The organism is Marinobacterium nitratireducens, assembly GCF_014645375.1.
GTDB lineage: Bacteria > Pseudomonadota > Gammaproteobacteria > Pseudomonadales > Balneatricaceae > Marinobacterium_A > Marinobacterium_A nitratireducens.
Genome location: NZ_BMLT01000010.1, coordinates 48,909 through 63,927, shown reverse-complemented (window position 1 = coordinate 63,927; position 15,019 = coordinate 48,909). Strand labels below are relative to the sequence as shown.

At 63.7% G+C, this 15,019-nt stretch carries 13 protein-coding genes; 12 read left to right on the top strand and 1 reads right to left on the bottom strand.

From position 1 onward, the window contains the following. Positions 1 to 115: 115 nt before the first annotated feature. The 12 genes from IEX85_RS18090 (at position 116) to IEX85_RS18035 (ending at position 13,487) form a co-directional block, all read left to right on the top strand. On the top strand, positions 116 to 1,138 hold the full coding sequence (locus IEX85_RS18090; RefSeq protein WP_188862028.1) for a TRAP transporter substrate-binding protein: 1,023 nt from the start codon (positions 116 to 118) through the stop codon (positions 1,136 to 1,138). Continuing rightward, complete coding sequence (locus IEX85_RS18085) at positions 1,138 to 1,683, top strand: TRAP transporter small permease (RefSeq protein ID WP_188862027.1); 546 nt, start codon at positions 1,138 to 1,140, stop codon at positions 1,681 to 1,683. The genes IEX85_RS18090 and IEX85_RS18085 overlap by 1 nt, the downstream gene beginning before the upstream one ends. Further along, positions 1,680 to 2,963: a TRAP transporter large permease gene (locus IEX85_RS18080; RefSeq protein ID WP_229722001.1), complete on the top strand. Its 1,284-nt coding sequence runs from the start codon at positions 1,680 to 1,682 to the stop codon at positions 2,961 to 2,963. Before IEX85_RS18085 ends, IEX85_RS18080 begins: the two co-directional genes overlap by 4 nt. A 71-nt stretch (positions 2,964 to 3,034) precedes the next feature. Further along, the gene (locus IEX85_RS18075) at positions 3,035 to 3,763 is read left to right on the top strand and encodes a maleate cis-trans isomerase family protein (RefSeq protein WP_188862026.1); all 729 of its coding nucleotides are present in this window, start codon (positions 3,035 to 3,037) and stop codon (positions 3,761 to 3,763) included. A 245-nt stretch (positions 3,764 to 4,008) separates the two neighbouring features. Further along, a complete protein-coding gene (locus IEX85_RS18070; protein ID WP_229722000.1) occupies positions 4,009 to 4,971 on the top strand; it encodes a bile acid:sodium symporter in 963 nt (320 codons plus the stop codon). Between the two features lie 282 nt (positions 4,972 to 5,253). Beyond that, the gene (gene hydA, locus IEX85_RS18065) at positions 5,254 to 6,687 is read left to right on the top strand and encodes a dihydropyrimidinase (protein WP_188862025.1); all 1,434 of its coding nucleotides are present in this window, start codon (positions 5,254 to 5,256) and stop codon (positions 6,685 to 6,687) included. A gap of 133 nt (positions 6,688 to 6,820) precedes the next feature. After that, positions 6,821 to 8,020 carry a pyridoxal-phosphate-dependent aminotransferase family protein gene (locus IEX85_RS18060; RefSeq protein ID WP_188862024.1) on the top strand — a complete coding sequence of 400 codons (1,200 nt, stop codon included), beginning with the start codon at positions 6,821 to 6,823 and terminating at the stop codon, positions 8,018 to 8,020. 101 nt (positions 8,021 to 8,121) lie between these two features. Beyond that, on the top strand, positions 8,122 to 9,156 hold the full coding sequence (locus IEX85_RS18055) for a TRAP transporter substrate-binding protein (RefSeq protein ID WP_188862023.1): 1,035 nt from the start codon (positions 8,122 to 8,124) through the stop codon (positions 9,154 to 9,156). Positions 9,157 to 9,306: 150 nt separating this feature from the next. After that, the gene (locus IEX85_RS18050) at positions 9,307 to 9,948 is read left to right on the top strand and encodes a TRAP transporter small permease subunit (protein WP_188862022.1); all 642 of its coding nucleotides are present in this window, start codon (positions 9,307 to 9,309) and stop codon (positions 9,946 to 9,948) included. After that, positions 9,945 to 11,237 carry a TRAP transporter large permease gene (locus tag IEX85_RS18045; protein WP_188862021.1) on the top strand — a complete coding sequence of 431 codons (1,293 nt, stop codon included), beginning with the start codon at positions 9,945 to 9,947 and terminating at the stop codon, positions 11,235 to 11,237. The genes IEX85_RS18050 and IEX85_RS18045 overlap by 4 nt, the downstream gene beginning before the upstream one ends. 15 nt (positions 11,238 to 11,252) lie before the next feature. After that, the gene (locus tag IEX85_RS18040) at positions 11,253 to 12,668 is read left to right on the top strand and encodes an amidase (RefSeq protein WP_188862020.1); all 1,416 of its coding nucleotides are present in this window, start codon (positions 11,253 to 11,255) and stop codon (positions 12,666 to 12,668) included. 45 nt (positions 12,669 to 12,713) lie between these two features. Continuing rightward, positions 12,714 to 13,487 carry a 2-keto-4-pentenoate hydratase gene (locus IEX85_RS18035; RefSeq protein WP_188862019.1) on the top strand — a complete coding sequence of 258 codons (774 nt, stop codon included), beginning with the start codon at positions 12,714 to 12,716 and terminating at the stop codon, positions 13,485 to 13,487. Positions 13,488 to 14,103: 616 nt separating this feature from the next. Here IEX85_RS18035 and IEX85_RS18030 read toward each other — a convergent pair. Next, a complete protein-coding gene (locus tag IEX85_RS18030; RefSeq protein WP_188862018.1) occupies positions 14,104 to 14,802 on the bottom strand; it encodes a GntR family transcriptional regulator in 699 nt (232 codons plus the stop codon). Positions 14,803 to 15,019 lie beyond the last annotated feature (217 nt).

Sequence of the window (15,019 nt, the reverse complement as noted above, 5' to 3'; positions counted from 1 at the left end):
CCGGTCCGGGAACGCGATTACAACTTTAATAAAGCACTAAACGCCAAGGGTACCCACCGTGGGCCGGTCCTGCGCAGTGGAAACGGCGGTCAACTTGGAAACCAGAGGAATACACATGCAGAGCAACAAGATGTCATCCCGTATAGACTCGCTGACCAGCGGTTGCGTCAAGGCGACGCTGGCGGTCGCGCTGTCGGCAACGCTGTTTTCGGGAACGGTTGCGGCGGACAACCTTCGACTGGCGGGCAATTTCGCCACCACGCATTCCAGCAGCATGGCCATGGAGCGCTTCAAGGAGCGCCTGCCGGAGGTTTCGGGCGGTGAACTGACAGTGGATGTTTTCCCGGCGATGCAGCTCGGCGGTGCGAAGGAGAACATCGATCAGGTGCGCTCCGGCGTACTGGAGATGACCTGGGTCGGCACCTCCTACCTTTCCCGCATCGTGCCGGAGCTGGAGGCGCTCAGTCTGCCGTTCGCCTATGCCAGTCGTGAGGAGGCGTTCAGGGTCGTCGACGGTCCGGTTGGCGAGATGATCAACGAAAAGCTGGCGGAAAAAGGCTTCGTCGCGCTGGGCTTCATGGAGCTGGGATCGCGTCAGGTGACCAACAGCCAGCGTCCGATCAAGACGATCGCCGATTTCGACGGCTTGAAGATTCGTCTGCAGCCCAACGAGACCCATCTGGCGACCTTTCGTGCGCTGGGCGCAAGCCCGGTGTCGATGGGGATCAATGAAGTCTATTCGGCGCTGCAGCAGGGCGTGATCGACGGTCAGGAAAACCCCTACAGCGTGATCGAGACGAACAAGTTCAATGAAGTGCAGAGCTATCTGAGCGACACCTCGCATTTCTTCGACTTCATCGCCGTGGTCGCCAATAAGCGCAAGTTCGAGAAGCTCGAGCCGGGCGAGCAGCAGGCGCTGCGCGATGCGATGAACGAGGCAGTAGCCTGGCAGCGCGCCAAGGCGGCCGAAGAGGATACCGTCGCGCGTCAGAAGCTGGTCGACGCCAACATGCAGCTGGTCGAAGTCAGCCCCGAGCTGCGCCAGCAGATGCGCGAGCGCACCGCACCGGTGGTCGCGGAACTGAAGGAGCGCCTGGGCGCCGATCTCATCGACGCGGTTCTGGCGGAAGTGCAGTGATGAACGGCCGGGTTCTCGACGGAGCCCCGGTGGCGGACGAGGCCGTTTCGGCCTCTCCGCTGGTCCGGCGCTACCGGCAGTTTCTCAACGCCGCGGACCAGTTGTCCTATTGGGGCATTGCCGTGCTGATGACGCTGATGACCGGACTGGTCACCGCGCAGGTGGTGTTGCGTTATTTCTTCGGCGATTCCATCGACTGGGCCGACGAAATGTCCCGGCTGGCGTTTGTCTGGTCGATTTTCCTGGCGCTGCCTCACGGTATCAAGCGCGGCATCCACGTCGGTATCGATATCCTGATCAACCGCTTCGGCTCGCGGGTTCGCGAAGGCCTGATGCGCCTGATGCTGGCGCTGAGCGCTGCCCTGATGCTGATCGTGATGTGGCAGGCGACGCTGGTGGCGCGTGATGCCTGGAGCGAGATGATGCCCACGGTCGAGCTGAGTGTGTCCGCCTTCTATATAGCGGTGATTCTGTCGATGGCACACGCCTTTGCGCATCTGCTGTTCCTGGTCTGGCAGGGTACCGATGCCTGGGGGGATGAATGATGGTTCTCGTTTCGATTGGAATCTTTTTCGTGTTGGCATTGATGGGAATGCCGCTGGCATTCGCCCTGGGCTTTTCCGCCCTGGGCGCCTTCGCCTTCGGCGACATCGACATGGCCGTCATGCCGCAGAGCATGATGCACGCCGTCGACTCCTTCCCGCTGATGGCCATTCCACTGTTCATGCTGGCGGGCGAGTTCATGGTCGGCGGCCGGATAATGCAGCGCGTCGTCGACTTCGCCAATGCCGTGGTCGGCCGGGTGCAGGGCGGCCTCGCGCACGTCACCATCCTCTCGGGGCTGGGTCTGGCTTCGGTCACCGGCGCGGCTGTGGCCGGTGCCAGCGCGCTGGGGACTACCATGATGCCGTCGATGCGCAAGCACTACGACAACGGCTTCGGCTCCGCGGTGGTGGCGTCGGCATCGAATCTCGGACCCATCATTCCGCCCAGCGCGGCGATGATCGTCTATGCGCTGATGGCTGGCTCCAGCGTTTCGGTCGGCGGCCTGTTCATGGCCGGTGTCGTGCCCGGCATCCTGCTCACCGTCGGTATGATGGCGCTGTGTACCTGGCTTTCCTACAAGCGCGGCTACGAGCCGACCGGCGAGCCTTTTTGCTGGCGCAACGTTCTGGTGCAGTGCCGGCGTGCCGGCGCCATCCTGCTGATGCCGGTACTGGTGATAGGCGGTATCGTCGGCGGTGTCTTTACCGCCACCGAAGGCGCGGCGATCGCAGTGGTGTACTCGCTTTTGGTGGGCATGTTCGTGACCCGCAAGCTGAAAGTGGACGCCATTCCCGGCTGCATGTTCCGCGCAGCCGTGACCTCGGCTGTGGTCGGCGCGCTGATCGCTTTCGCCAAGCCGGTGACCTTCGTGTTCACGCTCGATCTGCTGCCGCTGCACCTGTCGCAGTTCGTCCAGGGGTTCACCTCGGACCCGATGGTGTTCATGGCACTGGTCATGGGCATGCTGCTGATCGTCGGCATGTTCCTGGAGTCCAACGCCGCTTACATCATGCTGGCGCCGCTGTTCGCGCCGATCGCGGTCGCCTACGGCATCGACCCGCTGTATTTCGGCTTCCTCTTCGTGTTCAACCTGGTGGTGGGCATGATGACGCCGCCGGTCGGGGTGCTGTTGTTCGTGATGTGCGGCATCTCACGGATCTCGATCGGCGAGCTGCTGAAGTCGGTCTGGCCCTTCATCGCGCTGCAGTATGCCGTGCTGGCGTTGTGCTGGATTTTCCCCGATATCGTCACGGCGCTTCCGCGCGCGCTGGGGTACTGACGGGGACCTGCTGTTTGCAACCCCCGGTGTGCCGGGGGACCTTTCCGCAATGATTGAACAAGGATAAGAATATGACAGAGCGTACCTTGCTCGGCGTGCTGACGCCGTCATCGAATACCGTACTGGAACCGCTCACCGCGGAGATCCTGCACGAACTTCCCGACGTCAGCGCGCACTTCGGCCGTTTACGGGTCACCGAAATCTCTCTGCGCGACCAGGCACTGAGCCAGTTCGACAATGAGCCCTTCCTCGCGGCGGCGAGGCTGGTGGCGGATGCCAGGGTGCAGTCGATAACCTGGAGCGGTACCTCGTCCGGGTGGCGCGGCTTCCAGGATGACATTGCGCTCTGCGAGGCGATCGAGGCCGAGACCGGAATCCCCGCAACCACTTCGGTGCTGGCGCTGAACGAGATCTTCGAGAAGACCCGGGTGAAGAACTTCGGCCTGGTCACGCCCTATCTGGACGATGTGCAGGAAAAGATCGTCGAGAACTACCGTGAAGCGGGTTTCAACTGCGTGGCGGAGCGGCACCTGGGTGACAAGGGAAACTTCTCCTTCTCCGAATACGACGAGCTCTGCATCGCCGAGATGGTGCGTGCCGTTGCCGCGGAGCAGAAAGTCGACGCCATCACCATTTTCTGCACCAACCTGCGCGGGCCGCGGGTGGCTGCAGAACTGGAAAAGGAACTGGGTATCCCGATCTACGACACCATCGCCACCGGGGTCTGGAAAGGCATGCGCCTGGCCGGCGCCGACACCTCCCGTATCAGGGGCTGGGGCTCGGTGTTCGATCTGGAGTAACCTGAAGTAGGATGGGTGAAACGGCGCATCCCGCCTGAAATCAGCGGCGTAGCACGAAATATGGGCGCCGTGGAACCCATCATAAAAGCTTCGAACACCCGAAGCGATCCGAACGTTGGATGGGTTACGCGGCGCAGCGGGTTGGCGGTTATCGGGGTTTCAGGAGCGTAAAATGCCGACCGGAAACCAATCAATCTGTAATACGATCAATATGACGGGTTCGCCGCCGCAGGCCGGGTGCAATATTGAACGCAGGTGCCGATGGCGGCTTAACCCATCCCACAAGGAGCTTCATCATCGCCTGGTTTCTGCCGCTCGGTCTCTGTGTTGCCATCGCCACGGCGCTGTTGTGGCCGGTGCCCGGTCTCTGGCTCAACGAGCTGGACCTGTTGCCGGCGCTGGTGGCGCTGATCTTCCTGATCAACGGTCTGCAGACGCGGACAGCAAGCCTGCGCCTGGAGCCGCGTTTCGGTCGCACCTTCCTCGCCGCGGCGCTGATCAACCTGCTGCTGTCGCCACTGCTTGGCTGGCTCCTCATGCGCTTTGGCGGGCTCGATACCAGTCTTGCCCTTGGCCTGCTGGTGATGGCCCTGGTGCCACCGACCCTGTCATCCTGCATCGTGCTGACCGGCGTGGCGGGCGGCAAGACGCTCTGGGCCCTGCTGATGACCCTGGGGCTCAATTTCCTCGGCATACTCACGGTGCCGTTGCTGCTCGGGCTGCTGGCGGGCGGCACCATCGAACTGTCACCCTGGCCGTTGCTGTTCAAGCTGCTGCAGATCGTGCTGCTGCCGTTCGTGCTCGGGCTGCTGTTAAGGCCCCTGTTCGGTGCTCTGGTGGCGGTGCGCTGGCTTGGTCTGGTGCCGACGGTCTGTGTCATTGTCAGCGTCTGGGTGACGCTGTCGGCCAGTCGGCAGTCGCTGCTTCAGCTGTCCGTACCGGAGCTGTTGTACCTGGCGCTGCTGGTGCTGGTCCTGCATGGCAGTCTGCTGTTGCTGGCGATGCTGACGTCACCCTTGCTGCGGCTTGCCACGGAGGAGCGTAGCGCGCTGCTGCTGACTGCATCGCAGAAGACGCTGCCGGTTGCGGTCAGTGTTCTGGTCGGCATGGGCTCCTCGACCGGTGTGGCGGTAATCAGCTGCATCCTCTTCCACTTTCTGCAGTTGCTGCTCGACTCCTTCCTGGCGCCACGGCTGCGCAGGGACTGACGGAAGTCGGCCCCGTTTTGGCGCTTTTTTCGCGTCATTTGCCCCGATTTTGTGCGGTTTTTGGTTGATAAAGGCTGTCATATTTGGCGGCTTTTCTAATTTATTTCCATATAAAACAGTTGGTTAACTTTAGGTTGCTGACTAATAGATAAAATATTATTGCATTCATAATTATATCGAGAGTAGGATGATTTCATGCTCGAGGTTCCGGACGCCCAGTGCCCGAACGGGGCGCCAGAGGCGAGCTGCTCCGGACAACCGCTTTCGAATGAGGATGCAACGATGTCTGATCTTTCCCAGCCCCAGTTCGACCTGGTCATTCGCAACGGCTGCGTCGTGACCGCGGCAGACACCTCCTGCTGCGACATCGGTATTCGCGATGGTCGCATCGTCGCCCTGGGTGAAAATCTCGGCGCCGGCCACGACGAAATCGACGCCAGCGGCAAGCTGGTGCTGCCGGGGGGCGTCGATGCCCACTGCCACCTGGATCAGCCGATGCCGGAAGGGCTCAAGATGTCGGATGACTTCACCAGCGGCACCCGCTCCGCGGCCTGCGGCGGCACCACCACGGTGATTCCGTTTGCCGCCCAGGAAAAAGGGCAGTCTCTGCGCGAGGCGGTGCGCGACTACCACAGCCGAGCCGAAGGCAAGGCGCTGATCGACTACGCCTTCCACCTGATCGTCACCGACCCGACCGAGAAGGTGCTGCACGAGGAACTGCCGGAGCTGATCCGCGAAGGCTGCACCTCGTTCAAGATCTACATGACCTACGACGATCTCAAGCTCAATGACGGCGAGATTCTGGACGTGCTGGCGGTGGCGCGACAGGAGGGGGCGCTGGCGATGATCCACGCCGAGAACTCCGACTGCATCAACTGGCTGACCAAGCGGCTGCTGGCGGCCGGCCATACGGCGCCGCGCTTCCATGCCGACTCCCGGCCGATGCTGGTGGAGCGCGAGGCCACGCATCGTGCCATCGCGCTGTCGGAGCTGGTCGACGTGCCGATCCTGATCGTGCACGTATCCGGCTCCGAGGCGGTGGAACAGATCCGCTGGGCGCGCAGCCACGGCCTCAGCATCTATGCCGAAACCTGCCCGCAGTACCTGTTCCTGACCGCCGAGGACCTGGGGCTCGACGGCTACGAGGGCGCCAAGTGCGTCTGCAGCCCGCCACCGCGTGACCAGTCCAACCAGCAGGTGATCTGGGACGGCCTGATCGACGGTCTGTTCACCATCTTCTCGTCCGACCATGCGCCGTTCAACTACGACGACCCGCAGGGCAAGAAGCCGGGTGGCCAAGAAGTGGACTTCCACTACATCCCCAACGGCATTCCGGGCCTCGAAACCCGCCTGCCGCTGCTGTTCTCCGAAGGTGTCAACAAGGGGCGCATCAGCGTCAACCGCTTCGTCGAGCTGACTTCGACCGACCCGGCCAAGCTCTACGGTCTCTATCCGCGCAAGGGCAGCATCGCCGTCGGTGCCGATGCGGACCTGGTGATCTGGGACGCCGAGCGCGAGGTCACCATCCGCAACGAGATGCTGCATCACGATACCGATTACACCCCCTACGAAGGCATGACCATCAAGGGCTGGCCGGAGCTGACGCTGTCCCGCGGCGAAGTCGTCTGGGGCAACGGCGAACCGAGTCAGGCCGTCGGCCGCGGACGCTTCCTGCCCTGCGGCAAGCCGGACATGGCCAAGCCGCGGGTGCGCTGATCGTCCTTCAGTCGATGGCCGGTTGCCGGTCACCCGGCAGCCTGTTTCCACCACCAGGCAGTGCAAGACCGGAGCCGTTCGGGCCCGACCGGCCTGATTCACTCCGATATTCATAAAAACAAGGAGTTTGCGAATGACCTACAAGAGTGGCCGCCATTTTCTGCAGATCCCGGGCCCGAGCAACGTGCCTGATCGAATCCTGCGCGCGATGGATCGTCCGACCATCGATCACCGGGGACCCGAGTTCGCCGAGCTGGGCAAGTCGGTGCTGTCCGGCATCAAGCAGATCTTCAAGACCGATAACCCGGTGGTGATCTATCCGGCATCGGGCACCGGCGCCTGGGAGGCGGCGCTGGTCAACACCCTCTGCAGCGGCGACCGGGTACTGATGTACGAAACCGGGCAGTTCGCGACGCTCTGGCACGGCATGACGAAAAAGCTGGGCCTCGAGGCGGAATTCATCGCCGGTGACTGGCGTCACGGCGTCGATGCCGGAGCCATCGGCCGGCGCCTCGCCGAGGACAGCGCCCACGAGATCAAGGCGGTCTGCGTGGTGCACCATGAAACCTCCACCGGCGTCACCAGCGATATCGCGTCGGTGCGCCGCGCCATCGATGCCGCCGGGCATCCGGCGCTGCTGCTGGTCGATACCATTTCCGGTCTCGGCTCGGTCGACTTCCGCACCGACGAGTGGGGCGTGGATGTCGCGATCACTTGCTCGCAGAAGGGGCTGATGATGCCGCCGGGGCTGAGCTTCAATGCCATCAGTCCGAAGGCGCTTGAAGCCTCCAGACGTGCGACGCTGCCGCGCTCCTACTGGGGCTGGGATGAAATGCTGCAGCACAACGCCAACGGCTACTTCCCGTACTCGCCGGCCACCAACCTGCTGTATGGCCTGAAAGAGGCGATCGCGATGCTGCTGGAGGAGGGGCTGGACAACGTCTTCGCCCGCCATGCGCGCTTCAGCGAGGCGACGCGCCGTGCGGTGCGTGCCTGGGGGCTGGAGGTGCTGAGTCTGGTGCCGTCCGAGCACAGCAACGTGCTGACCACGGTACTGGTGCCCGAGGGGCATAGTGCGGACGGGCTGCGTCAGGTGATTCTGGACAACTTCGACATGTCTCTCGGCACCGGCCTCAACAAGCTGCAGGACCGGGCCTTCCGCATCGGCCACCTCGGCGACTTCAACGACCTCAGTCTGCTCGGCACCCTGGCCGGTGTCGAGATGGGACTGGCGATTGCCGGCGTCCCCCACAGCAAGGGAGGCGTACAGGCGGCGATCGACTATCTGGCCGAAACCGCGCCGCAGACGCAATCCCGGGACAAGGCCGCCTGATGACCAAAGGGCGGGGACTCCGAACTCCGCCCGCTGTTTCCCTGCCGCTTGCGGCAACCACTGCAATACAAGTCTCGATTATAAAAATAAGGAGTTTTGCCATGAAAAAGACACTTCTGGCTGCAGTACTGGGTGCTTCCGTTCTCGCCGCACCGGCGATGGCGGAGGATGTCGTCAAGCTCCGGGTCGTCGGTCAGCCGCTGGCGACCGGTCTGATCCAGAAAAACAAGGAACAGCCGTTCTTCGAAACCCTGCAGGAAACGGCCGGCCTGCCGCTCGAGGTCAACTACAAGCCGCTCGATACCACCGGTATCAAGGATGTCGAAGAGCTACGGGTGCTGAAATCCGGCATGTTCGATCTGGTGTCGCTGCGCATGTCCCAGGTTTCCCGCGACGAGCCGACCATACTTGGTCTTGACCTGGTGGGCCTGAGCCCGGACTACAAGTCCGGTCGCGAAGTGGCGGACAAGTACAGCGAAGTGGTCGACAAGCGACTGCAGGAGCGCTTCAACACCAAGCTGCTGGGCGTCTGGCCCTTCGGCCCGCAGGTGCTTTTCTGCAAGCATCCGATCGCCAGTCTGTCCGACGTCAAGGGGCTGAAGGTGCGGGTCTACGACCAGAATCTGGCCCAGTTCGTCGAGTCGGTCGGGGGGATTCCGGTGCCGCTGGGCTTCGGCGATGTGCATCAGAGCCTGGCGCTCGGCGTGGTGGACTGCGCCATCACGGGTCCGAGCTCGGCCAACTCCGCCGGCTGGCCCGAAGTGACCACCCACGTCCTGCCGCTGGGCTTCCAGATGGCGCTGAACGGGTACGGCATCAACCTCAAGACTTGGAACAAGTTCACGCCGGAGCAGCAGGAGAAGCTGCAGGGGGCATTCGACGAGCTGGTCGATGATATCTGGGCCTACTCCGAAGAGCTGTTCGAGGATGCCAAGAACTGCAACGTTGGCAGAGAGTGCAAGACCGGTACACAGTTCGACCTGACCGAAGTGCAGGTGACCGATGAGGATCTGGCGATCCTGCGCAACGGCGTCAGGGAAATCTCCTATCCGACCTGGTCCGAGGTCTGCAACAAGACCAACCCGAGCTGCGCCGAGGACTGGAAGGCGGCACTGGGCGAGTCCGTCGGGCTGTAACGGAGGGGGAGGCGGCAGGAGCCGCCTCGCGTTCCGCGGTCTCGTGGTTGCCATCGGCAATCGCGCATACCGCTGCAATCTTCTGTTAAAGCCGGTGGATGGTGCCTGCGGGCAACCCGGGCGCCATTCGCTGCGAAAAGAGGTGTTTCCATGAAACGTATCGAGGCGCTTGCCAGCTGGCTGTTCGGTGGCATCTTCCTGCTGCTGTCGGTGCTGGTCTCGGTCGAGACCGTGCTGCGCAAATTCTTCAGCATGTCGCTGCAGGGGGCGGACGAGCTGGGCGGTTACGCCCTTGCCGTTGGCGGTACCCTGGCTTTCTCGCTGGCCCTGCTGGGCCGTACCCATATCCGGATCGACCTGTTTCACGAACTGCTGCCGCGCCGGATGCAGTCGCTGATGAACTGGCTGTCGGCGACGCTGATGGCGGCGTTCGCCGGCATCCTGGTGTGGATTACCTGGCGCGTGGTCAGCGAGACCGTCGATTACGGAAGTACCGCGGCCACGCCCTGGGCCACGCCGCTGATCTATCCGCAGAGTGTCTGGTTCGTCAGCCTCTGCATCTTCGCGCTGGTGGCACTGGGGTTCGCGCTGCGCGCCACCTGGCTGCTGCTGCGCGGTAACAGCGAGACTCTGAACGTGGAGTTCCATCCGCGCGGGGTTTCCGACGAGGTCAAGGAGGAGCTGGACGATTTCGAGCAGCGCGCCCAACGGGGCGGAAACCAGAGCCACCAGGCGCAACGCAGCGAGGACCGCGATGGCAACCGCATCGCGGCCGGGGGGATGGCAAAATGAGCGTTTCGATCGTTTTTCTGGCGTTTTTCTCGATGCTCGGGCTGCTGCTGCTCGGGCTGCCGATTGCCGTGACCATGGCGCTGGTCGGCATGATCGGCGGCGTCGCCGTATTCGGCTGGCCCTTCCTCGAATCGACCGGCGCCGTGGTCTGGTCGGTACAGAATGAAAATATCCTCACCGCTATTCCGCTGTTTATCCTCCTGGGCGAGCTGATGCTGCGCAGCGGTATCGCCGATCGCATGTACGTTGCGATGGCGGCCTGGCTCGGACGGCTTCCGGGCGGTCTGGTGCACACCAACATCGGCTGTTGCGCGCTGTTCGCGGCGACGTCCGGTTCGTCGGTCGCCACCGCCGCCACCATCGGCACCGTGGCGCTGCCGTCGCTGAACGAGCGCAAGTACTCGATGAAGCAGGCGCTTGGCAGCCTCGCCGCCGGCGGCACGCTGGGGATACTGATCCCGCCCAGCGTCAACATGCTGATCTATGGCTCCCTGACCAACAACTCCATCGGCAAGCTGTTCATCGCCGGCCTTCTGCCCGGCATCGCGCTGAGCCTGCTGTTCATGTTCTACATCGGCGTGACCAATATGGGCGAGGATGGCAAGCGCGAAGAGCGGGTATCGCTGCGCGATCGCATCCGTCTGTCGGCCAATCTGATACCGCCGGCGGTGATCTTCGGCATCGTCATGGGCAGCATCTATGCCGGTATCGCCACCGCGACCGAGTCGGCGGCACTGGGCGTGATGGCCGCGCTGTACTTCGCCTGGCGCTCCGGGCGGCTGAACCTGGCCTTCCTGCAGGGCTGCTTCGTCCAGACCGCCCGCATCACCGGCATGATCCTGCTGATCATCACCGCCGCCTTCGTGCTCAACCTGACCATCAGCCTGACCGGCGTGGTCGACGACCTGACCGCCTGGGTCACTTCGCTCGGCCTGACGCCGACCATGCTGCTGCTGGTGCTGATCGTCTTCTACCTCTGCCTGGGCATGTTCATGGATGTGCTGTCGATGCAGGTGGTGACCATTCCGATCACCTACCCGATCGTGGTGGCGCTGGGGGTGGATCCGATCTGGTACGGCGTCTTCGTGGTGCTGATGTGCGAGCTTGGCATGATCACGCCGCCGGTGGGCATGAACCTTTTCGTGGTGCAGAGCGTGCGCAAGGACGGCGGCAATATCCAGGATGTCATGTGGGGCGTCATGCCGTACATGCTGATGATGCTGGTATTTGCGTTGCTGCTGATGGCGTTCCCGCAGATTGCCCTCTGGCTACCCAACATGATGCACTGACGATGGAGAAGCAGAATGAGGTTTGAATCAGGCCCGGACACCGGGGAGCTCTGGCGACTGGGTGCCGCCGAGCTCAGTGCCGGCTACCGGCGTGGCGACTTCAGTCCGGTCGAGGTGCTGGAGTCGGTCGAAGCGCGCATTGCCGCTCAGAATCCGCAACTCAACGCCATCGTCGCGCCGAACCCGGCGCGGCGTGAAGATGCCGAGGCGAGCGCCCGGCGCTGGGCTGCAGGGCAGCCGCTCAGCGGGCTCGACGGCGTGCCGGTCAGCGTCAAGGACAATATTCTGGTGCGTGACCTGCCGGCCACCTGGGGCTCGGAGCTGTACCGGCATTTCGTGCCGGATGCCGACGAGCTGCCCGTGGCGAGGCTGCGGGAGGCGGGGCTGGTGATTCTGGGCAAGACCAACGTGCCGGAGTTCACCCTCGAAGGCTACACCGACAACCCCCTGTTCGGCGTGACCCGTAACCCCTGGAACACCGGGCTTACGCCGGGCGGATCCAGCGGCGGTGCGGTGGCGGCGGTGGCGGCGGGTCTGGGGCCGCTGGCGATCGGTACCGACGGCGGGGGCTCGATCCGCCGGCCGGCGTCCCACACCGGCCTGCTGGGCCTGAAACCGTCGATCGGCGCCGTGCCTCGGCACAACAGCCTGCCGCAGATCCTGCTCGATTTCGAGGTGGTGGGGCCGATCGCCCGCAGTGTTGCCGATGTCCGGCTGTTGTTCGAGCTGCTGTCGGGCCCGGATGGTCGCGATCGCAAGTCGCTGGCAGCGGCGGCGGCAGCCACGGGGGATGATGCCGAGGCGCTGAATATCCTGTACGTGCCGGATTTTGGCGGCAACGCCCTGGATCCGCAGATCGCCGCCAGTGTCGAGGCGGCGACGGCGCAGCTGCGCCAGCTTGGTCATCGGGTCGAAACCGGACCGCTGCCGTTCAGCCTCGATTTCGTCAACGCCTTCTGGCCGAAGCTGGGACAGGTGGGCGTTGCCTCGCTGTTCGAACGTCATCCACAGGCGCAGGAGCAGGTCTCTGAACGCTTCGTGAAGATGGCTGCCGAGGGCGCGAAGGTCGGCGCGTCCGAGTACCTGCGCGCGCTGGAGTCGGTAGACGCCTTCCGACGCGAGGTGGGAGCCGCGTTCGACGACATCGACATCATCATGACGCCATCCGCGGCGGCACTGCCCTGGCCGGCCGCCACGCCTTATCCGCAGCGAATCGACGGGCGCGAGGTGGGGCCGCGCGGCCATGCCGTTTACACCGGGTGGGTCAACGCCTGCGGCCATCCCGCGATCAACCTGCCCTCGGCACCGTCGCGCGAGGGGCTGCCGATCGGCTTCCAGCTGGTGGGGCGCTTCGGCGCCGATCGTCAGTTGCTGACACTGGCGGCCCGGTACGAGGCGTGCGCGCCCTGGTCCGACCGCTGGCCCGAATGAGTGGATAGCGCAATTCAATCCAGAACCCATCTGCAGGAATCTAAGATGCCGCTGAACCAGAACCAGATAGAGAGTGCCACGTCATTGCTGCTGAATGCCTACCGGGAGGGGCGGCAGATCGAGGCGTTGCCGACCGGGCTCGAGCCCCGCACGGTCGATGACGCCTATGCCATTCAGGACCGGGTGGCCGGCGAGTTGTCCCGCGGTCGCATCCGCGCCTGGAAGACCGGTGCTCCGAACCCGGAAACCACGCCCTATGGCGCGCCGATTTTCGATCAGGTGGTGCTCGAATCCCCGGCCCGCATCCCGGCGGATCAGTTGCACATGATCGGCGTCGAGGTCGAACTGTGCTATCGCCTCGGCCGGGATCTGCCGGCCCGGGACGAGCCCTACAGCGACGAGGAAGTGAGGGCGGCCGTTGCCGGCGTGCAGGTGGCGATCGAGGTGGTCGATACCCGGCTGCGGCAGTGGCAGGAGTGCGCCGAGTTGTGGAGGCTTGCGGACAACCAGATCAACGCCGCGCTGGTGCTCGGAAGCGGTACCGACGACTGGCGCGACCTCGATCCGTCAACGCTGGCGGGGCAGCTGATCGTGAACGGCGAGCTGCAGGTCGAGGGCGTTGGCTGCCATTCGGTCGGCAATCCGGTCCGGCTGCTGCCCTGGCTGGCCAACCATCTGACCGGCCGAAACGGAGGCCTGCGCGAGGGCGATCTGGTCACCACCGGTACCTGGACCGGCATGGTGTTCGTCAAGCCGGGCGACGAAATCATCGGCCGCTTCCCCGGTGTCGGCGAGGCAAGGGTGAGCTTTCCTGAATAACAAAACAAGGTTTTCGAACGCACGGATCGGAGGGTGGGTCTAGGCGCGGCTGTGGAAGGTTTTTCCGCTTTCCGCGGACTTGAAAGGCGCCGTAACCCGCCATATCGATCGTAGTGCAGATCGATGGCTGCCGCTGGCAGAGCGGTTGTTGGGTTGCGCGGCTGCGCCGCTCCACCCAACCTACGAGGGCGCGCATCGCGTAACCCGCCATATCGATCGTAGTGCAGATCGATGGCTGTCGGCTGGCAGAGCGGTTGTTGGGTTCCGCGGCTGCGCCGCTCCACCCAACCTACGAGGACGCGCATCGCGCAACCCGCCTTATCGATCGTAGTGCAGATCGATGGCTGCCGGCTGGCAGAGCGGTTGTTGGGTTGCGCGGCTGCGCCGCTGCACCCAACCTACGAGGGCGCGCATCGCGTAACCCGCCATATCGATCGTAGTGCAGATCGATGGCTGCCGGTTGGCAGAGCGGTTGTTGGGTTCCGCGGCTGCGCCGCTGCACCCAACCTACGAGGGCGCGCATCGCGTAACCCGCCATATCGATCGTAGTGCAGATCGATGGCTGTCGGCTGGCAGAGCGGTTGTTGGGTTGCGCGGCTGCGCCGCTCCACCCAACCTACGATCTGTTAACTGTCTTACCGACCTTCAGGGCTTCGACGGCGGAGTCGCCGGTGTGGCGCACATGCTCGCGCAGGATGGCGCCGGCTCTGTCGCTGTCGTGGGCCTGCAGGGCCTCGAGCAGGGCCTGATGCTCCTGCACCGATTCCTCCCAGCGATGTTCGGTGCCGATGGCCATGTAACGGCCGCGACTGGCGCGCATCAGCAACTGCTCGTGCAGTGCCGCGAGGGTTTCGTTGCCGGCCATCTCCACGATCATGCGGTGGATGTCCTGATTGATCTGGAAGTAGTGGTGGCGGTCGCCGCTGCCGAAATGCTTCTCCATCCGCTGCTGCATCTGCGCCAGCTTTTTCAGTTCGGCATCGGAAGCGCGTTCGGCGGCAAGCTCCGCGGCCATCCGCTCGAGGCCGCTGATCAGTTCGAACAATTCGGCAAACTCCTCCGCCGTCAATGTCGATACCCGTGCGCCCCGGTTCGGCTCGATGGTCACGAGGCCTTCCGAATGCAATACCTTCAGGGCTTCGCGCAGTGGCGTCCGGGATATCTCCAGCAGTTCGCAGAGGGCGCTTTCATCGATGCGCTCGCCTTCCGGCAGCTCTCCTTCGATAATCATCGACCGCAGGTGCTCGGCGATCTCCTCATGCAGCGAGCGCCGCTTCATCGAGGGTTTTTTGCGGGTGGAGTAACTACTGGCCATCTCGTCCTGTCTCTCGTGTCGGTGCGGCTCCCGGACGGTCCGGGCAAACGGGGGCAGCCGGTCGTCGGGCTCCGGCCATGCTGTTATCACGAATAAAGAATTATAGCGATTTCGCTAGCGGATGACAGCGCTACAGCGACGGGGGAAGGGTGCCGGCCCCGAGTGGGTGAGGTCCCGGGGCCGGCTGGGTGCTCGAATGGACGCCCCCGGTTGGGGG